General features: G+C 46.6%; 18 protein-coding genes and 1 tRNA gene. 2 read left to right on the top strand and 17 right to left on the bottom strand.

The genetic code is table 11. The features are described from left to right. Positions 1 to 131 precede the first annotated feature (131 nt). From A3CY_RS21315 to A3CY_RS0115610, 13 genes are all read right to left on the bottom strand, one after another. Entirely contained in the window at positions 132 to 1,286 is a 1,155-nt protein-coding gene (locus tag A3CY_RS21315) for a FecR family protein (protein ID WP_018338882.1), read from the bottom strand. 97 nt (positions 1,287 to 1,383) lie between these two features. Continuing rightward, a complete protein-coding gene (locus tag A3CY_RS0115665) occupies positions 1,384 to 1,947 on the bottom strand; it encodes an RNA polymerase sigma-70 factor (protein ID WP_018338881.1) in 564 nt (187 codons plus the stop codon). 57 nt (positions 1,948 to 2,004) lie between these two features. Further along, entirely contained in the window at positions 2,005 to 2,634 is a 630-nt protein-coding gene (locus tag A3CY_RS0115660; protein ID WP_018338880.1) for a class II aldolase/adducin family protein, read from the bottom strand. A 122-nt stretch (positions 2,635 to 2,756) separates the two neighbouring features. Continuing rightward, positions 2,757 to 4,091 (bottom strand): TlpA family protein disulfide reductase, encoded by a 1,335-nt coding sequence (locus A3CY_RS23370; RefSeq protein WP_081619489.1) that lies wholly within the window; start codon positions 4,089 to 4,091, stop codon positions 2,757 to 2,759. Between the two features lie 33 nt (positions 4,092 to 4,124). Next, on the bottom strand, positions 4,125 to 4,640 hold the full coding sequence (locus A3CY_RS0115650) for a TlpA family protein disulfide reductase (protein ID WP_018338878.1): 516 nt from the start codon (positions 4,638 to 4,640) through the stop codon (positions 4,125 to 4,127). 33 nt (positions 4,641 to 4,673) lie between these two features. Next, on the bottom strand, positions 4,674 to 5,576 hold the full coding sequence (locus A3CY_RS0115645) for a S1 family peptidase (protein ID WP_018338877.1): 903 nt from the start codon (positions 5,574 to 5,576) through the stop codon (positions 4,674 to 4,676). Between the two features lie 4 nt (positions 5,577 to 5,580). After that, positions 5,581 to 6,672: a thioredoxin family protein gene (locus tag A3CY_RS22200; protein ID WP_169503688.1), complete on the bottom strand. Its 1,092-nt coding sequence runs from the start codon at positions 6,670 to 6,672 to the stop codon at positions 5,581 to 5,583. Positions 6,673 to 6,736: 64 nt separating this feature from the next. Beyond that, entirely contained in the window at positions 6,737 to 8,335 is a 1,599-nt protein-coding gene (locus A3CY_RS0115635; protein ID WP_155828405.1) for a hypothetical protein, read from the bottom strand. A 25-nt stretch (positions 8,336 to 8,360) separates the two neighbouring features. Further along, entirely contained in the window at positions 8,361 to 9,182 is an 822-nt protein-coding gene (locus A3CY_RS0115630; RefSeq protein ID WP_018338874.1) for a DUF4843 domain-containing protein, read from the bottom strand. An 11-nt stretch (positions 9,183 to 9,193) separates the two neighbouring features. After that, entirely contained in the window at positions 9,194 to 10,633 is a 1,440-nt protein-coding gene (locus A3CY_RS0115625) for a RagB/SusD family nutrient uptake outer membrane protein (RefSeq protein WP_018338873.1), read from the bottom strand. Positions 10,634 to 10,644: 11 nt separating this feature from the next. Beyond that, the gene (locus A3CY_RS0115620; RefSeq protein WP_026207745.1) at positions 10,645 to 13,980 is read right to left on the bottom strand and encodes a SusC/RagA family TonB-linked outer membrane protein; all 3,336 of its coding nucleotides are present in this window, start codon (positions 13,978 to 13,980) and stop codon (positions 10,645 to 10,647) included. 108 nt (positions 13,981 to 14,088) lie between these two features. After that, positions 14,089 to 15,255 (bottom strand): FecR domain-containing protein, encoded by a 1,167-nt coding sequence (locus tag A3CY_RS0115615; protein ID WP_018338871.1) that lies wholly within the window; start codon positions 15,253 to 15,255, stop codon positions 14,089 to 14,091. Between the two features lie 87 nt (positions 15,256 to 15,342). Further along, positions 15,343 to 15,921, bottom strand: a complete 579-nt coding sequence (locus A3CY_RS0115610; protein ID WP_018338870.1) for an RNA polymerase sigma-70 factor — start codon at positions 15,919 to 15,921, stop codon at positions 15,343 to 15,345. Between the two features lie 142 nt (positions 15,922 to 16,063). Between A3CY_RS0115610 and A3CY_RS0115605 the strand changes: the two genes are divergently transcribed. Next, complete coding sequence (locus A3CY_RS0115605; protein ID WP_026207743.1) at positions 16,064 to 16,981, top strand: DMT family transporter; 918 nt, start codon at positions 16,064 to 16,066, stop codon at positions 16,979 to 16,981. Positions 16,982 to 17,279: 298 nt separating this feature from the next. On the opposite strand, the gene A3CY_RS22560 is transcribed toward A3CY_RS0115605, so the two are convergent. The 4 genes from A3CY_RS22560 to A3CY_RS23515 form a co-directional block, all read right to left on the bottom strand. Further along, the gene (locus A3CY_RS22560; protein WP_240388173.1) at positions 17,280 to 17,480 is read right to left on the bottom strand and encodes a sensor histidine kinase; all 201 of its coding nucleotides are present in this window, start codon (positions 17,478 to 17,480) and stop codon (positions 17,280 to 17,282) included. A gap of 34 nt (positions 17,481 to 17,514) precedes the next feature. Further along, positions 17,515 to 19,212 carry a sensor histidine kinase gene (locus A3CY_RS21305; protein WP_018338867.1) on the bottom strand — a complete coding sequence of 566 codons (1,698 nt, stop codon included), beginning with the start codon at positions 19,210 to 19,212 and terminating at the stop codon, positions 17,515 to 17,517. Between the two features lie 154 nt (positions 19,213 to 19,366). Beyond that, positions 19,367 to 19,843 (bottom strand): Dps family protein, encoded by a 477-nt coding sequence (locus A3CY_RS0115595; RefSeq protein ID WP_018338866.1) that lies wholly within the window; start codon positions 19,841 to 19,843, stop codon positions 19,367 to 19,369. Between the two features lie 179 nt (positions 19,844 to 20,022). Then, a complete protein-coding gene (locus A3CY_RS23515) occupies positions 20,023 to 20,166 on the bottom strand; it encodes a hypothetical protein (RefSeq protein WP_394330668.1) in 144 nt (47 codons plus the stop codon). Between the two features lie 187 nt (positions 20,167 to 20,353). Between A3CY_RS23515 and A3CY_RS0115590 the strand changes: the two genes are divergently transcribed. Continuing rightward, positions 20,354 to 20,428: transfer RNA gene (locus A3CY_RS0115590), tRNA-Val, on the top strand. Positions 20,429 to 20,646 lie beyond the last annotated feature (218 nt).

Here is a 20,646-nt window from a genome sequence, read left to right as displayed (position 1 = left end):
TTTTTGACACAATGTGGTCGTACCCACACTTTAGGTGGATTTTTTTTCATAACTTTGTTTGATTTTATAAGTTTAACACTTAGATAAAAGGGTTTCGATTCAAGGTTTGGTCGCTCTGTATCGATCCCTTTTTATTTTGCTTTTTTCACAGTCACTACATTACCTTCTATTTCAAATTTCACGTTCGTTCCTAACTCAAACAATCTCAATAACTGGCTCACGTCCGCATACTTATCCAAGGTTCCGGACAACTCCACGCTTTTCAGTTCTTCCGACATGAATCGCACTTTCAAATCATACCAGCGAGCCAAAATCGTCATGATTTCCGACAATCGCTGCTCTTCGAAACAGAAAAGATGATCTTTCCAAGCCGTGTACAATCTCGTGTTCACCTTACTCACGCGAGGTTGGTCATTCCCTAGCTTATAAGCCAATTGCTCCCCGGGACGCAACACAATTTCCGGCTGTGATTCATGCACGTAACTGATTGCCCCTCTTTCCAACGTTGCCACGATTCTCGTCGTGTCGTACACCTCCACGTCAAATGCCGTACCCAGTACTTTCACATCCCCCGCGGCCGTACTGACAATAAAAGGCTTGCCCGAGTTCGTTTTTACATCGAAATAAGCCTCCCCCTTCAAATACACCTGCCGGGTATCTCCCTTGAAATGAATCGGGAAACGCAACTCCGTCTCGGAATTCAACCACACGTTCGTCCCGTCCGACAAAACCAGATGATACTCGCCTCCCCGTGGAATAATCAATTTATTATAACTATCCTCGGCAACTCCCTCCCCGCTTTCCTCGCTACGAATCACCCCGACCGAATCGATATGAATCACGCCTTCCGCGGTTTCTATTCTCGTGGCTCGTGTTTCTTTCAGATCGAGTTCCCGCCCGTCGTTCAACACGAGCACAGCTTTCCGTTCCCCGGGAACAATCACCTTTTTCGTCAAAGGTACATTCTTCACGGACTCCGGCTCCATCTGAAACAGCCAGATCACCCCTAAAAGAATTGCCGCGGAAGCCGCCACGGAACTTACCCGGATCATCACCCGACGACGATTACGCCTCTTCAACTTCCCGAAAGCCGCATCCGCATCAAAACGCCGCTGCTCTTCCCGTTTCTGTCGCAAATAATCCGCCCGGGAAAGTCGTTCGACAATCCGTTCCTCCATCGGGTCACCCGTGAACGTACTTTCGGGACTTTCTTCTTCTAAAAAAAGTCCTTTCAGATAATCCGTAACCCGCTTGGATCGACTCGCTATATTTTTCCAGTCTTTCATTATTTCATGTTTCTTCTCAATTAAAGAACACATGACTTAAAAAAACGGGTGACAAAATTTTTAAAGAAAATGATATCTTGAAAGAAAAAAATAGTTTTCACGAGAATAACAAGAAAAGTATCGCCCCGAGTCCTTCCCCCAAACGCTCACGTACATAAGCATAAGCCCTCTTTTTTTGAGTTTTAACGGAATTCTCGCTGATATGCAACTTCTCCGCGATCTCCTTCACCTTCGCTCCATCCATGCTCATCAACACCACTTCCCGCTGTTGCTCGGACAATTCATCTATAATAGCATAAAACTTATTCACGACATCCTCTTCCACCGCAATCTCGATCACCGGATCCATCTCCTCCTGTTCCTCCAGCATCTTTTCTCCCCATTTCTCGTGCAACCCTTGGGCATATCCCAGATCCCTCACCAGATTCAGTGAGCGGGTGTACACCGCACGGAACAAATAAGCCGTCAATGACGGCACATCTTCAAACTGAATATATGAATCCCATATTTTAATGAAACAATCCTGAACAACATCCTCCGCCACATCCGCATCTCTCACGATCTTCAAGGCATAGTTACAAAGAGCAGGATAAAACCTCCTGTACAACTCACTCCATGCCCCCTCCCGTTTCTTGTTCACGTTTTCAATAAAATGCTCCATATTACATCAGCCAATTCTAACTAAACTCCTGTCTTTTTAATACAAAGATGCAAATAATTATCGAGAATTAAAACGTAATCTTTTCAAATCCTCCACATCCTTCTCTCCAAGTACATCATAGGCTCCCCCACTTTGCACGATAATCCGACAAGCCATCTCGAAAAACAAGGCACGCTGCAACACATCATCAAAATTCTTCCCGCACACCACCTGCCCGTGATTACTCATCAACACGGCATCGTGATCCCGCATCGCCTCGATAACCGCTTGTGCCAATTCCGGCGAACCCGGACAATAATAAGGAATCACAGCGATCTCCCCCACGTGATAAGGCACTTCCAGCGTCACGTTGAAATTCTTCGGTTTCTCCTTCATACAAGCCACCACGGTAGCGTACTCCGACTGGAAATGCAACACCACGTTCACGTCCGCCCGTTCCCGCATTACCCCGAGGTGAAAAACACTCTCCATGGAAGGTCGCACCCCATTCTCCGACAACCCTGTCACGACATCACATACCGCCACCCGTTCCCCCGTCAAAACAGGCAGCCACGACCCCGTCCCCGAAACGAGAGCCTTCTCCCCGATCCGCCAAGACAAATTCCCGCTACTGCAAAGCATCAACCCCACTGCGCCATACCGGTGCGCTTGCGTCACAAAGTATTCCATATCCTTTTTCGCAATCATATTCTTTCCTGTATATAAGATAACAACCACAAATAACGGAAATTAATTCAAAAGAAACAAGAAGAAGTCGCCCCGGAACATACCGGAACGACTCCATACCAGTCAAAAGCACGCATTCTGTTTTACAACCCGGGTAAATTCTCCAATACCTCCAACGTCTTCGGATCCGAGGGACGGGACATATTCGCATTCACGTAATTTCCCTCCTTGTCAATCAACAAGAAACGAGGAATACCACTACAAAGAATGGATTCCATAAACGAACGATCCTCTCCCATAATCAACTGAATGCCATCCAACTTTTTATCTTTAACAAACTTCAACCATGCTTCTTTACTTTCATCACAAGAAATACTCACGAAATAAATATTTCGTCCATGCAATTTCTTCTCCAACACTTTCAAATGAGGGATCTCCGCATTACAAGGTCCACACCACGTTGCCCACACGTCTATATACACATACTTCCCTTTCAAATCAGATAAACTCACGTCTTTCCCCTCTACATCTTGAAACGTGAAAGGAACAGTCGGTTGCCCTTTTAGCAAAGGTTTGTTTCGTTCAATGTATTGATTATATTCAGCCAAATAATCCGTCCGTTTTACACGTTCTTGAAAAACACGCTCCATCTCCTCTATTCCCTCCATCCCGTGCGACCTCACGTATGATAACACGCTCCGGGCCACCACAAATTCAATCAACCGCATATCCTTCAGATTCTCCGTCGCTATCTTCAATACATTCATCAACAAAGTTTTCGAATTAACAGAAGACTCCTCCATCCGAGCCAACACGTGAATCGCTTGTTGGACAGACTCCGCATACTCCAATATACCCCATGCGGTAGAATCTTCCGTCAAACTTTCCCGCAACTCCATAAATGTATCCCCGGAAAGTGTCCGGTCTCCTTGTCCCCCGTAAACAATATTGGAAGCCAACTCATAACGCCGGTCATAAAGCATGCGTTTCCTTTCCAAATTCATGAAAAACGGATCAAATCCACTCGTGTCCAACACCTGCTCCTGTTCCTGCACCATATTGTCCAATTTAGTCCGAAAAGAGAGATCTTCCATGCCATAATCCCGAAAATTGATTGAATTATACCATTTCCGGTTCAAATAAGCATTGATTTTCTCGGAGTTTTCTTTAAAATAGAGCACGTTCATTTCCAACGTGACATCCAACGATGTACTCGCCTCCAACCACAAGGGGAAATGCCTATCCCCCACCCACAATCGCCCGTAACAACTGTTCGCCAACGGCAAGCGGGCTACTGCCGTCTTCGTACTATCCACCACTAAATTCAAAATAGTATCCGCTGTTTCCAAACTAATCTCGAAAGAATAATCCATAGGCAAATGCAACACTAACTCCATATCTTTTGCCTTCTGCACACAAGAACAACAGCCACTCACAAACACAAACCACACAAACAAAGTCTTCACCATTCTCCTCATAACAATTACTCTATTAAAAACAATCTATAAAAACTATTTTATCCCCTTCAAACCCATTAAATACTTCTCCGTGTTCGCATCGGAAGGTCTTGTCATTTCCAATTTCAACACCCGTCCTTTCCGATCCAACAAAATAAAACGAGGAATTCGGTCCACCTTGAATGCCTTCATAAATGCCTCTCTCCCAGCAATCCACCATTGCACTCCCTCCATCATTCCCACCGCACCCGTCCAACGCCATTCCGCATCATCACAAGAAATCCCGACAAAAACGATATTCCGCCCCTTCATCTTTTTCTCCAGTTCCTGTAAATAAGGATACTCCTTCCTGCAAGGATAACACCACGAAGCCCACACGTCAATAAAGACATATTTTCCCTTGAACTCCCGCAACGTGTGATCCTTCTTTCCGGCATCCTTAAACACGAATTCCGGACATTTATCCCCTTTTTTCAACTCGGTCGTGTCCGCCCGATTCCCGGCTTCCGCTACCCGGGAAATGGCAAACAACAAAAAAATGACACACGAAATATATAAATACTTTTTCATACCTGATTCTTTTTATTCTAAACATCCATAAAATCAATCCCGCTTCCCCTTCATCAACCGCATGATCGAACTTACCGGAATACATTCCTTTATCCCCATCTGCTTATCAGAAGGAGGTTGCTCCACATAAAATATCGGGTGAAGGCAGGACACCATGGCTATCATATTTCCCCGGTCATCCATAATCGGTCCCCCACTGGAACCTTTCGCGAAATCTGCCGTGATCTCCACCCGGTTGCCAAAAGGATTATTCGCCTCCTTGGTAAACGTGCGGGAAACCACCCCGCTTGTGTACACGTAAGGATACCCCGCCGGATTCGTCAATGCATGCACATTCTCTCCCACCGCAATGTCTTGCCCCATCGGCATCGGTTCCAAGCGGTCTCCCCGGGTATCAATCTTGAAAAAAGCCAAATCCCCACTCCGGCTATAACTAAGAATCGAGGCAATCGAATATACCTTCCCTGCCTCTGTCGCCACGAAAAGAAGACTATCCCGCGCATCCAACCGTGCAATCGTGTCAATCAATTGCCAGAACACGTGCCAATTCGTCACGCACACTCCGTCCTCCGACAACACCACCGCGGTAGCCCACGGCTCTATTGCTTCCGGACGGGTCGTGGGACGTAAATACTTAAACATCATCAACACACTCCCCTGCCTATCCTCTATAATCTCCCTCGGTTTCAACTTCCGTTTTCCGGCAGGGCAAGACTTCACGTCTACGGTAGTCTCCTCGACCAGCGTTCGGCATTCCTGTTTCAACGTACTCATTCCCTTGAACAAAGAAGCCTCTCCCGGACGCTTCAACGAATCGAGTATCGCCCACCCCAGCCGATCATAATCCCGGTAAACCACCTTTTGTGCATGACTTGCTGTCCCCAAAAAAAGGACAAGCAAGCCAACACCCAACCATCTGAAACAATATCTTTCCATTCGGTCACTTTTTCTCCAATGCGTACGGGATAAATTGCCCTAGCGAAAACTTAAACTTATCATTCGTCGTTTCCTCCAAGAGTTTCTTTGCCAGCTTCAATATCCGTTCCTGTTGTCCTGCATCCCCATTTCGTTTAATAGTCAACGACAAAGGAAAAAACACTGCCAACAAATGCTCATGCTCAATCTGTGGAATATCTCTTTCACAAACCGCCAACAACTTTTCAATATCCCCGCTCCGCTGTGCCCGGGCTATCTCGGCAAACATCTTCAAACGAGGCTTGCTCAGGAACTTATACCCCTCCATCTCTTTCTCTATCGCATCAATCGCCTCCACCCCGCTTTGTTTATCCCGTCCCGTGATCATATTCGTCAACTTTAAATCAAAGGCGGTTGCAATCTTCTCGTTCACACGCTCCTCCCCCACGCTTTTCTGAAAACGAACGGCATTCGCTAACAAATACTCCATATTTGGCGACCCCACCGGAGTCAACGCCGGATGCTCGTACACGAACCAGTAAGCCGAATCTACCCGTTGCTCGTCACTCAATCCCTTGATCAACACCTCGGCAACCTCCAACACTTTCGGATCATCAACCGCCAACAAAGCCCTAGCATAATTCGCCAGGAAAGACACCTCCCGATCGCCCTTCTCGTATCTGGCGGCAAGTACCCCGATTGCCGTATTCTCATCCAACCCCTCGGCAACCCGCTTGATAAAATCGGCAACCGTCTCGCTTCCCCCGACAATCCGATGTTGCACCACCCCACTCGTGTTCAATATTAAAAATGTAGGGAAAGCCGCAATTTCATATCGTTTAGCGATCTCCACACCTTCACCCTCCTCCGCATTTATCTTCAAACACACGAATCGGGGATTCAAGTATTCCCCCATCTCCGCTTTCGGGAATATCGTGTTCGCCATATACTTGCACGGCATACACCACGACGTGTACATGTCAACAAACACCAACTTTCCCTCTGCCTTCGCTTTATCCAAAGCTTTATCCAGTGTCAACTCCTCAAAATTCGTTTGGGCAAAAGCCCCCACTTGCAGCATCAATAACGCCACAACAAATAATAAAAATTTCTTCATAACACAAAAATTAAAATAGATGACCTCCACACGCACCGAAGAGGTCATCCGAACTATAAATCAACTAATTGTAAATGTAAATATTTGAAGGTAACTTGGACAAAAATCCTGTCGGATTATACCCGTACCACAACATCTTTTTCACCTTTCCACGCCCCTCGAGAGTTCTCTCCGGTCTTAAAACCAAATTTCCATTATCATTCTCTTCAAAAGTGTACACGCTATAATCTTCCCCGGAACAAGTAGCCGCCATCAAACGGTTAAACGTATAATTATACTGAATGGCATCCCACGAATCACTTAGATCATAGTTATTACCCACGAATTTCAAGAAAGTAACCTCCCCATCAAACACATGACAATCCTTCACGAACCGGTCATTCTCAATATCGTAATAATGCAAAACATTATCCTTCACGAAATAAAGAATCTTCTTATCCTGATGCAACGTGTAGAAGTCTGCTGATGCAAACTCAGGACAAGCAGAAACTTCTATCGTCCGATGAAAACGTATCGGGCTATAAATAGTCCCGTAACTCGTGGCTTCCCTGAAATTCAAACCATACAATTCCACTTGTTCCGTATTCCCCTTTTTCCTCATCAACGCATAACCGATTCCCGGACCATAAGCAGGATACGACGAATAATTAGGATCCAGATTCCCATGTGTCTGCCCGAAAAACAACAGATCGGCATCCATACCGTTACTGGAAATTTGTACATCATCCCCTTCCCGGTAAGTATTCGGGAAATAAGACAACGCATCATCACCCACCATAACAAAAGACGAAGTAAGCTCATCGTACCCTACCAGCAGATTCATAGACACCCCGGTAATCAACCAAGGAGCTAATTTATAGTTTCCGACAATTTCCGGCATAAACCTTGAACCCGAATACGAGGCAAGCGTCCGGGAAACCCTTCCGTTGTCCACCAACGCTATGGCAATAGTAGATCCAAAAGCTCCCGACGCCTCAAATTTTCTTGTCGCCACGGGAGAAGGTTCATAAAACATATCATCACCCGACAACATCATCACCTCATCTTTAATCCGGTACCACCCAATACTCTTCTCGCTCACGGGTAACAAACATTCTAATCTTTCCTCTCGCACAAGAGTGATCGGGTGATACCAATAGTACTTCCCCGCCTCAAGCAATGCCACCGGTTTCCCTTCCAGCGGCTCCGCCAACAAATTCTCTGCCAACTCCATAACATCATTACCCGTCATAAGAAAAGCATCCATATCCGTATTCCCCTCAGCATTCTCTTTCAAAACAATCCAACCGCGTTCGATACGGGGAGTGATCTTGAAATTATACACCTCGGAAATCATGATTCCCGTCTCCACGTGCGTCACATCCAAACCGATATTTACAAAATCGGTCGTATCCACCCGCCACACCAAATCTTGCCCCTCATAAATCAATTCCGGTTCATTGCCATGATAACGATACCATTGATACGTGCATTCCACCTCTTCGCCTCCCAACATCCCAATCGGGTGTAAATTCAACTCATCTCCCGTCTTTACCGATCCCACCGAAATATTCGTTATCTGCAAATCAGGCAAACGGTGTATCGTGTTATCCTTGTCATAACAAGACGTGAGGAAAAGCCCCACAAATAACACCAACAACAATGTATATCTATTTGATTTCATCTCATTCATTCATTTAATTCATAACCTAATTAAAAGCGATCTCGGTACTCAGGTCATTCGGGTCATCCCTCAACGGGGGCAAACCGTCCTCTGCCCGGGCTGCATTTTCCTTCACCAACTCCCTCCTGAACACGTAAATGTAATAACTCAATAACTCCTCGTTACTATTCACGGATGCAATAAAATCTTCATCCCAAAATACTCCCGAAGCCCGGTTCATAAAATCATGCCGTACCACGCTCCAAGTTCCGAAACGCCAAGACCAATTGAGAGGTCGCACCAAACAATCGCTTATCACGATCTGTGCCTGGCAATAGTGGCTATCCCCCGCCGAAAAATCATCGGAATCCACAATCCTGAAATTCAACGTGTAAGGCTTCTCCTGCAAAGAAACATCGCGCAACACGATCACAGGTATCCGGGCTTCCAACTCCCCCTCCTCTAATTTCATCAAACCCGCAACCCGGGCATCATCGAATGCCACGTAATGCACTCCTGGCTTCGCTTGGTCGGGATACTCGTAAAGCGTAGAATCGACCACGTGCCCCAACTCGTCATACTCATAATCCCAACGAGTCTCCTGAAATTGCTCAAAACGTACATAGCTGGTTCTCTGAGGCAACGCCCCTTGCGGGCGCACTCTCACCCAAACAGTATCTTGCACCAGCGATGCATCTTTACCATAAAACGAATAATTACTCTTCACCCGATCATTAAGGGTTGCGTTATATCCTCCGTCCAGTATAAATTGGACCCCATGCCACTCTTCCGCGAAACCCGGCAACGCCTTTTCACACCCGCCACACAAGAGCAGCAACGCAATAAATAGATATAAATTGTTTTTCATGACTTCCATTTTTAATAACTATCTTCTATACTCGTTTCTCTGCGGGGCAAAGGCACCACGTAATCGCTCTCCCCACACGTGTGGCTGCTCCAACGCATCTGTTCCGTCCCGCGACGTTTATAAACATAAAACATCTGTCCCTCCGCGTAAAACTCTTTCATGTACTCCGTCGTCAGCACCTCTTCCCGGTTCGTCTCCGTCAACGTCGTCACTGGGGCATTCCGGCTGTTCAACAATTCACGATACACCTCGTTTGCCTCATCCAGCGGTGCACATTCCGCGATAATCAAGTACATCTCCGCAAGCCGTATCAGAGGCACCCCGCGGGACGGGGAAGCATTTGTAGTTTCCGTCGATCTCAAACCGGAATACTTCCTCGTGGAACGCTTGTACATACCCGCCGAAGCATTCCATGTCGATGAATACCATTGATACAAACGGATATCCGTCTCTCCGTTTACTACCGGAAACAACTCCTCTATCCAATAATTATTTTGATACTGGTACGAGTTGGATGCTGACGCCATCTGCGAATCATTAAAATCCTCTATATACGCGGCAAATATCTGCTCGTTAAAGAACACGAAATCATTACTGCCACTTCCCCCTACCGGTCCGAGAGCCGAAGTCGGACCCAGCGTGAACTGGGGAGTAATCCCTTCCAAGGCAGCGTTCTTCACCAAACGGGCATAACGCAACGCCTCTGCCCGATTTCCCATCCACAAATACACCCGAGCCTTCTCGGCTAAAACCGCATAATAATTCATCCGGTTCTGCCGGTATTCATTAGCAGCATTCAAAACCGAATTCGACGTTGTGATGATCGGGTCTACCCGAGCCAGCAAAACCTCCGCCGAATCCAGATCAGCAATTAACGTCCCCATATACTCGTTGTACGTCGAATAAGTATAATTTTCCAAGGAAACCATCGTTTCGTAAGGCAAATAACGCCGTCCCTCCTGTACATTCGTCGGCATCGGACCGTACAAACGTATCAAATCGAAATGCAGATAAGCCCTCAATCCCAAAGCTTCTCCTTTATACAAGGCATATTCCCGATTCGTCAAAACACCATTCTCCACGTACGCCAACATCTGATTCAAATTCGTGATCGCCTTATATTGTTGTAAAAACAATTCCCCGTTAGCCCTTTCCACCGCATCTCCCCGGTAATTATGAGCCGCAAAATCTCCCGACTCCGTGTTACTCTCCGAGTACCAAAGATTGGCAATATACTCCACCATCCCGGTCACCAGATTCCCGTCGGGAGCGTAATTATTCTCTCGCATCAAGGTATACACTCCGATCAAAGCATCGCGAAATCCTCCCGAACTTTTAAACATATCATCCTTTGACACCTCCGTCTTAGGTTGTACCGTCAACCAATCCGTACACGCACTCAATCCTGCTACAATCAAAATAGCCCATGCAAATATTTTCATTCTCTTCATAATATCTCTATTTAAAACGTACATGATAATGAAAATGACGGTCTGACAGAGAACGGATAACTAATTCCCCGTTCCTGCTCAATCGTGGAAAGATAAAACAAGTCATTCAAATTACCGGATACACTCAACCGTTCCATCCCGAAGAATTTACTTATCCGACGGGGAAAATCATACTGAATATTTACATTCCGAAGAATAAACGTCGATTCATCCGCCACGAAACGGGAATTAGCCGGCGTATTCGTGTCATTATTCAACCCCTTGTAACGGGTCACGTCACCCGGTTTCTCCCAACGCTGGGTAGCCACCCGCCGATCCACGTTAAAACGTACTTCTGCGTTTTCCACCTTATCCAACAACGTTTGGTTAAACTTCTGCCCCCCGAGCCTCAACTCAAAATTCAAATTTACAGACAGCGTCTTGTAACGGAACGCCGTACTCAAACGGCTGTTGATCTTGGGAATCTCGTTCCCGCAATACACTTTGGAATACATATCATAACCGTCAGACACATTCCCGTTATTATCCATATAGAGCACTCTACCCGTTGCCGGATCAACTCCCGGCGAAATAAAGGTATAAATAGCATCCATCGACTGCCCTTCCCGGTATTGCAAATAAATAAAAGCACCAGTCTGATTATTAATCGTTTCCTCGTTTCTCCGTTTCATCTCCTCGGACAACTTCACGATCGTATTCTTGTTATGAGAAAATGCCGCCCGTGCTGACCAAGATATATTCTTATTCCGCAACAAATAAACGGAAAGCTCCCAATCCAATCCCACGTTGCGCATCGTCCCCGAGTTCTCCGTGTACCCGTCGAACCCATGGGAATAAGTCAGCCCCAACGTAGAAATCTGGTTCGTCGTCTCCTTATGATAATAATTCCCGTTTATAGCAATCAACCCGTTAAATAAAGAAATATCCACTCCCAAATTATGCTGGTACGTGTTCTGCCAACGCAAATCATCATTACCGATACCCCGCATCGTGGCCCCGATATTCCCCCGATAACGGCTTGTCCAATCATACTGGTATGTCGTCAACGACTGATAAGGCTGAAAACCTAAAGCACTCGTCACCCCATAAGAATAACGCAAGCGCAACAATTCGATCTGAGGCAAATGATTCTGGATAAATTTCTCCTGGCTAACCGTCCAGCCGATACCGGCAGACCAGAACGGGGCAAACCGTTTATTCGAACCGAAAGAAGAAGCCCCGTCCGTACGGTAAGAAAAATCCACGAAATAACGGCTGTCAAAATTATAGTTCGCCGTCACCACAATTCCGATCTGACGCCTTGTTGTCTCTGTCGACGTGGGACGCTCCCTGGCAAACCTGTTTGCATTAGAAATATCATTCAAATTATCATTCGGGAACCCCTGTAACAAAATCGTGTACTGGCTATTCTGGTTCTCCTGCATACTCCAGTTCGCCCCGGCATAAACACTATGCCGCCCGAAAGTATTCCCGTAACTGGCTGTCGCCTCAAACTGGTAAGAAGACATTTCCCCGTATCTCCAGTCATAGCTCCCCTTGGAATCCTCATCCGACACCTGCAAAAAACCGGAATGAGACCTCGGTTGAAAACGGTCGCTTCGATCCGTTTGTTTCGTGTAGCCGAACCCTCCGCCAATTTTCATGCCTTTAAAAATATCCCACTCTCCCCGGAGCTGATTTCGGATATTCGTGTATTTCGTCTTGTCAAAACTCGGCAACGAGGCATCGTACAACGGGTTGGCAACCGTACTTCCTCCCGAATTCGGGAACGTGTTGAACGTGGGGACCAGATTGCCCTCCTCATCCCAAGGATACCAGTACGGGTTCATCTTCACGTAATCCGAAAACGTCCCGTAAGGACTGTCCTCCGAATTATTCAATCCTAGGGAAACCGTATTCGTGAAACGAAGATTCTTCAACAAATAACTGATAGACAACGAACCGTTAAAATTATTCCGGAAAGACCCTTTCATCGCACCTTGGTTGGAATTATACGCCAAAGACAAATTATAACGAAACTGCTCGTCACCTCCGCTCAAACCCAAAGTATGCTGTTGTCCCACTCCCGTGCGGACAGGCTTGCCGATCCAATACGTGTCCACACCCTCTGCCACACCCCGGGCAGCCTCCTCGTACAAGTACCTCGTCGAAACATCATCATACAACCCCGCACGCACCTCCACGTCCAACTTCTCCTTCGCATTCAACAAATTATAACTCGAAAGATCGGGAATCTCCAGACTCAATCCCGCCGTGTAAGAAATCTTCAACTTACCCTGCCGCGGCTTAGTCGACGTGATAACAACCACGCCATTCGCCCCACGGGAACCGTATATAGCCGTGGAACTCGCATCCTTCAATATCGTCACCGACTCCACGTCTGTCGGGTTCAAGTCCATCACCCGCTCCAGCGATACCTCGAAACCATCCAACACGAACAACGGTTGATTCAACTCCGCACGGGCATACGTCTGTAAATTCGTGATATCCGGCAAACTCGACACCCCCCGAATCTGAATTTCCGGCAATATATTCGGGTCAGAACCATACGTATTATTCTCCCGGATCAAAAATGAAGGATCGATATTACTCAACGTCTGTAACAAATTCCGGCTCCCGAACGCCATAATATCCTCCTTCGTGATATGCTTCACCGCTCCCGTGAAACTCTCTTTCGGCTTATTGAAAATTCCGGTTACCACCACCTCGTCGATCTCCGCCAAATCATTCTTCATCACGATATTCAGTGGCTTGTTATCCTTCTTTAGCCGTACTTCCTGCTTCTGGAAACCGACATACGAAAAAATCAACACCAGTGAATCCCGCTGCGGCAAATCGAAATTAAACTTACCCTCAACATTCGTGGTGAACCCGATCGTCGTGCCTTTCACCTGAATAGTCACCCCCGGCAACGTCATCCCCTCCGAATCCTTCACCGTACCCGTCACCGTGATCTTCTTCAAGGTATCGGCAGCCACCAGCGCACGCACATAATGAATGACCACGAAATTATCCGCAATCTCAAACTTCACGTCGCTTCCCTTAAATATCGTGCGCAATGCCTCTTCCAGTGTGGTGTCAAAAAAGTCGACGTTCACCTTCTTCGACACGTCAATCTTCGAATTGCTGTAAAAGAAATCCATTTTCGTCGACTCCGCTATCCGGTTCAGCACCTGTTCGATCGTAGCATCTTTCATTTTCAAATTGATACGAGCCGTCTGGGAATAAACGGCTGCCGATAAATGCATCACGCACACCAAACATAAAATTCCTGTTATTCGCATGACTAATAAAATTTTTTTTAGCCATCTGGGGAGATAAAGCCCCAAATCACAATTTTTTTTCATACATTTGTTTTTAAGGTTCATAATTCGTCTTGTCCTCCATCGCCAAACGTCGGGCAAGACATTATTTATCAAGTGCCGGGAATGTCGCTATACATTTCCGGTATTTATTTATTCCTCCGAAATCACTATCGTTTTCCCTTTCACGCTGAAACGCACCGGGCTAGTACTCTCGATCATCCGGATCAGATCATCCAGCGGCTTGAACTTCACCATACCACCCGTGAACCGGATCTTCTTCACGCTCTCGTTCGCAAAAAATATTTTCACGTCATACCAGCGGGAAACCTGCTTCGCAATCTCCTCCAACTCCGCATTGTTAAACAGGAACCGTCCGTCGATCCACGAGGTGTACAACCGCACGTTCACCTCCCGTTTCTCCAACTCACCCGCATTCCCGTAAGCCTGCTCGCCGGGCACCAGCACCATCGGTTTCTGCTTGCCCGAGGACACCTCCACGCTACCGTTCACCAACGTGGCGGAAACCTCGTCATTATCCGCGTAAGCATTCACGTTAAACCGCGTACCCAACACCTTCACGTCCATGCGGGAAGTCTCCACGATAAAAGGCTTGCTCTCGTCCCGAGCCACCTCGAAAAACGCCTCGCCCGACAATACCACCCTTCTCTCGCCCCCCGTGAAATTTCGCGGGAAAATGAGCTTCGTCGCCGAATTCAACCATACCCTTGTCCCGTCCGCCAGCTCGATCTGGTACTCCCCGCCCCGCGGTACAATCAACTCGTTGTTCTTCATTTCCCGTGAACCGGTCACCGTGTCCTCCGGCGAGTAACGCAACAACCGATTGGAATCCACCTCCACCCGCACGTTCCCGCTCTTCGCCAACAACGTGCTCCCCGACGTGCTATCCAGCACCACCGTCTGCCCGTCAAAAAGCCTCAAAACCGCCCGTTCCGACCCCGGACGAGCCACCGTGCTGAATTGCCTGTGTTGTTTCTCTCTCTCTTCCTTCAACCCCTGCCATAAAACCAACGCTATCCCCAACGGCAAAATAAACATCGCCGCGTACTTCCACCAAACACGCATCCCGACCTGTTTCCTTCCATGTCCTTTCAACTTTCTCAACGTCCCTTCCACATCCGGCGTGAACTCCCGCCGCAACAACTTCGCTTGTGTATGCAGCTTCCTCATTTCCTCGAAAATCACCTCGTGCTCCCCGTCAGCCTCCAACCAACCCGCCAGTTCCCGTTCTTCCTCTGCCGACAAAGCATCGTTCAATTTTCCGGAAATCAACTCGTATATTCTATCACTTATCTTCATTCTTCATGCTTTTTATATAGAGTACTTCAAAACTCAAAAACAGGGTGAAGAAAAAAGAGATTTTTTTTCAAAAAAGATATAACCTTATTATTTCCGCCCGTAAAGCAACAGAATAAGAGAGAATTGCTCTCGTTGCAAACTTTCCCTCAAGGTCTTATAGGCAATCTTGACCTGCGTTTTTACCGTGTTCACCGAAATATCCAAGGCTTCTGCCACCTCCCGGTATTTCATATCCTCCAGCACGACCAATTTGAATACCGCCTTACATTGCAGGGGTAACTTCTCGATTTCCACCCACAAGCGATTCAACTCCGCGTTATCGAACTCGACCACTTCCTCGGGAGCCTCCAATTGCGACTTCAATTCCTCCAGATCCACCCGCTCCCGCTTATTCTTCAAGTACGTGAAACAAGCGTTTCGTGCAGCAACAAACAAGTAACTGTCAATGGATTCGCCTTCCTCTATCCGGGCACTTTTCTGCCATATCTTCTCGAAAATCTCCTGCACGATATCCTCCGCCACGTCAAAATGCACCACGAACGTCGCCGCAAAACGGCACAAATTCTTGTAACGAGTACGGAAAAGAAAATCAAAAGCAGCTTCTTTGCCTGCTTTCAAATCCCTCGTCAAAACCTCCATGTCCCGATATTCCTGGCGTTCTTCCATATTCCTATATCAATTAAAGCCCCGACACTCCCGAACAAATACAAATCCACATTCAGTATTAATTTTCAAAATTAATAAAATCCCGAAACATATCTCTGATTTTAGCCCTACTTTTGTACCTGACACCTAATTCCGATTCACAATGACCAGAGAAAAATGGCAAGGACACATCGCGATACTGATGACCAACGTTATCTTCGGGCTGAACACGCCTATCGCTAAAACGCTCGTTCCCGAGTGGATTAACCCGTTTGCCCTGACACTGGTCAGGATGTCGAGTGCCACCGTCATTTTCTGGTGTATCTCCCTGTTTATTCCCCGGGAAAAAGTAAGTGTCAAAGACTTGGCAATACTATTCTTCGCCGCCCTTTTCGGGCTTATCGGGGCACAACTGTCATTCGCAGTCGCCCTGCAATACACCTCTCCCGTTAACATCTCCCTCATCGCCGCCATGACACCCGTCATCGTGATGCTCATGGCTGCCGCATTCCTGAAAGAACCCATCACGGGCAAAAAAGCAACTGGGGTCTTTATCGGGGCATGCGGGGCATTGTTGTTAATTCTGCAATCCTCCCCCGCGGGTGGCGGCCCCCATAATATGCTTGGCAACCTCCTTTGCATCGTGAACATCGTGACCTACGCCACCTACCTCATCATCACCCGTACTATCTCGCAACGCTATTCCCCAATCACCCTCATGAAATGGATGTTCTTCTTCGCCACCCTCATCGCCTTCCCCCTCGGGTTCGACAAACTCAGCGAATCCAAAATATTCACGACACCGGTACTCGACCTAAACGCCCTGTTGCGCCTTTTTTATATCGTCATCATGGCAACCGGGGTCGCCTACTTGCTCGTCCCCATCGCCCTGAAACGTATTCGCCCAACCACGGTCAGCATGTACAACAACGCCCAACCCATCATCGCCTCGATCGTGGCAATCCTCATCGGGCAAGACGTCTTCACGTGGGAAAAAACCGTTGCCGCCGCCCTCGTTTTTTTCGGCGTCTACCTCGTGACACAGAGTAAATCCCGTGCCGACCTCGAAAAACAAGCCTAAAGGTTCTGTTTTCTAGTAGATTTACCCGTGAAATCTATGGATTATATCAACCCTAAACAAGGGGAAGGCACCCATGACTTCCAAAATACTCGGGGTGTAATTCCGGTACATTACCGTATATAACGCTGTAGATTCGCTGTAGGTTCGCTGTAGATTCCCTGTATTAGAACAGCGAATCTACAGCGAACCTATAGTATATTAAAAGCTTTATACACGGAACTGCACCGGTACTCATCCCCGAATGAAGTTGAATTCACTCGGGTTATGTATAGGATTACCCCTTAACTTGTACTTCGTGTTATTGTACGTTATCCCCCGGTTTCAGAGGCAACGTGAACCAGAAGGTACTCCCTTGCCCTTCCCCAGATTCCACGCCGATGGCTCCTCCCAGTTTGTTCACGATGGTCTGGCATATCGCCAACCCTAACCCCGTCCCATTCGTGAAACTGTCCAGCTTGATAAAACGCTTGAAAATATCGGATTGCTTGTCTGCCGGAATGCCTCGTCCTGTGTCGGAAACAAAGAAACGTAGCTCATCCCCCCCTCCGCTCGTACCCGAAATACACGTGCCCGCGAGTCGTGAACTTCAGGGCGTTGCTCATGAAATTGGATAACACTTGCAATACCCTATTCTTCTCCGTGTAGATGACGCATTCGTCCAGCCGGGAAGTAAAAGCGATCTCGACATCCGGGTTATCAACGATCTTCTGGCGGCTGCTCAGCTCAAGGCTGTGCAACAACTCGTTCATATCCTCCGTCGTGTAAACAAATTCCAGCGTTCCCGCCTCGATCTTCGACAAATCCAAAATATCATTGATCAATTGTAGCAACAACTCGTTATTTCGTTGGATGATAGCGATATATTCTTCCCTCTCCCCCGGTTCCTCCGTTTGCGTCAGCAACTCGCTAAATCCCACGATGGCATTCAAGGGCGTGCGGATCTCGTGGCTCATGTTCGAGAGGAACATCGATTTCAATTTATCGGAAGCCTCTGCCGCCTCCTTCGCCCGCAACCACTCTTTCGCGACACGACGCCTCTCGGTCACATCCTCGTATTTCAACACCACTCCCCGGGGTTTCCCGCCTTTCACGCCGGAGACGGGCGTCGCCACCACTTCGACGACAACATCGCCCTCCAACTCCAATTCCTTAACCTCAACCTTGCCGGAAAACATGGCTTCCCGCATCACGCAACCGGGGCAAGGTTCCTCCCGCCCCATCACGTTCCGGTAACAACACACCCCTTGCTTGTATTTGCCCGCTAACGGATGCGTGGAGTATTTTGCCAGATTCTCCCATTCCACGATATAATCCGTGTTCACGTACACCAACCCGCTATTCGAGTGATCTAGTATCAACTGATTGACTTCTTGTATCCTCCTTAAATTCCGGTTCGCCTCCTGCAACTGGTCATGAACATGTATCAAATCGGAAATATCCCAACGGGTAGCCAACAACCAATGGTGAACATCATTCGAAACGACGTTTTTATTCACGATTGAAACGTGCTTCACCCCGTCGGGAGTCAAGTACTCCTCCTGTTCCCGGTAGGAGCCGCCATTCTCTATGATCCCGCGATCTACCTCCCGGTAATAACGCCCCCGTTCTTCCCCGTATATCTCAATATCATTCTTGCCGATAATCTCTTCCCGCGTGTATCCTCCCAAGAGTTCACACTGCTTATTCCAGAACACGTATTTCAAATCGTCGTCAATATCTTTAATAATCAACGGCATCGGCATGTTATCCAAGACGGCGTTCACCAGGCGTTCGTTCTGCTTTATTTCCGTTTCCGTCTTTTTCCGCCGCGTGATATCGCGTTCAAAGCAAGCCACAAGGTTATCCTGCACCCGCTTGTAACGCCCCTCGTAAAACACCTTTTTGCCATTCATCGTTATCGTGTACTCCGACTCGCGTACTTTCCCGGTCGCCAGAGCTTCCCGTATGTTCGCCGACACGTTCTCCATACATTCCGGATCGACACAATCCTTCAAGTTCCTTCCGATCAATGCCTCCGCGGACAAGGATAGTTTCGATGAATCGGCATTATATATTTTTTGTATATCCAACTGTCCATCAACCATGAAAATCATATCCGGAACAGAACTGATGATCTTCTCCGGCATCATTTCAACAACATCTTCATGCATTTTTGACACCTTACGTTTATAATACAAGAAAAACGCCAGATTTGCTAAAACCATAACTCCAATAACGATATATTCCCACATATTCACGATGATCTAGATTTATTATGGATACAAATATAGTAATTAAAATATCACCTTTATTGGCTAACAACCCCGAAAGGATGTTTTATTCTATATAGCAAAAAAGCTACCGGAAATTCCGGTAGCCCGCGCGGTTACAAATTCAAACTTAAACTTATTCACTTAAAAATGCTCGTAGCATCCACAAAGTCTTTTCCTGTGCGGTGATATAAGGATTCAGCATATCCTGAGTCCCGTCATCGCCAGCCTCGGCAGCAAGTGCCAAAATTTCTCTCTCCTTCCGGATTAAAATCACCAGGCTATCCATGATTTGCTTCACGCATTCCAACCCGTTGGAAAGCCCCGTTACCTCCTTGATTTCGGATATTTTCATGTAAGCCGAATACGAGTGTAACGGGGTTCCCTCCAACGTAAGCACGCGTTCTGCAATCTCGTCTATTTTCTCGATAGCGTCGTTGTAATACTCTTCAAATTTGGCGTGCAACTGGAAGAACCCGCGTCCTTTCACGTTCCAGTGGAATCCTCTCACGTTCTGATAATACAATTGGTAGTTAGCCAACAAATCATTCAAATGATTCACGATCTCTTGTGATTTCTCTACTTCTAGTCCGATTAAATTTTTCGTTTTCATATCTATTGATTTTTATTATTATACTTTCTTTCTGTTTTTCTGTTACAAATGTAAAGAAGATAATCTTATAGATCAAATCGATTGTTTTCATAATCTTATATATCATAATTATTATCTCTTATTTTCAATATAATACACATAATAATTGATGTTTATTTTATAAAAATATTCTCACGAACCTATTTCTTCAACTTGAAATTTACAGGTATCGTGTAGGACACCCGTGTTTTTTCACCCCTGAATTCACCAGATTTCCAGCGAGGTATCCCTTTCACGATCCGGAGCGCCTCGGCATACAGCAGTTGTAACGAGGTTAACTCTATAATGGTATGGCTTAAATATTCCCTTTTTCATCCTCTCGCTTAAATTATTACAACAAGCATATCAAAAAAACGGACATAAACAATTTATCCCCTCCTCAATTATTTCTATTTTTTTTTCAAAAAAAATCACCGATCTTTTGCAGTATTCAAAAAATGCACTACATTTGCATCCGCATTCAAGCAACACGGGCGCTTAGCTCAGCTGGTTCAGAGCATCTGGTTTACACCCAGAGGGTCGGGGGTTCGAATCCCTCAGCGCCCACAGCCCAAAAAAGCCAAAAGGCGACGAGAAAAAGACAAACCTGTAAGTATCAAAACCTTACAGTTTTTTTATCGTTTCTTTCAAGCCAAAAAAATGACCTAAAATAGTCAGAAAAAATCGCAAAGAGTTACTTAATCGTTACTCCTTTCAATTTAAGTCATTTTGGAGTAACTCTTTTCTATCCCGTGTTGCGATTTGGCACAGCATAATTATATCAT

This window comes from Butyricimonas synergistica DSM 23225 (assembly GCF_000379665.1).
GTDB classification, from domain to species: domain Bacteria; phylum Bacteroidota; class Bacteroidia; order Bacteroidales; family Marinifilaceae; genus Butyricimonas; species Butyricimonas synergistica.
This window is presented reverse-complemented; position numbering and strand designations above follow the sequence as displayed.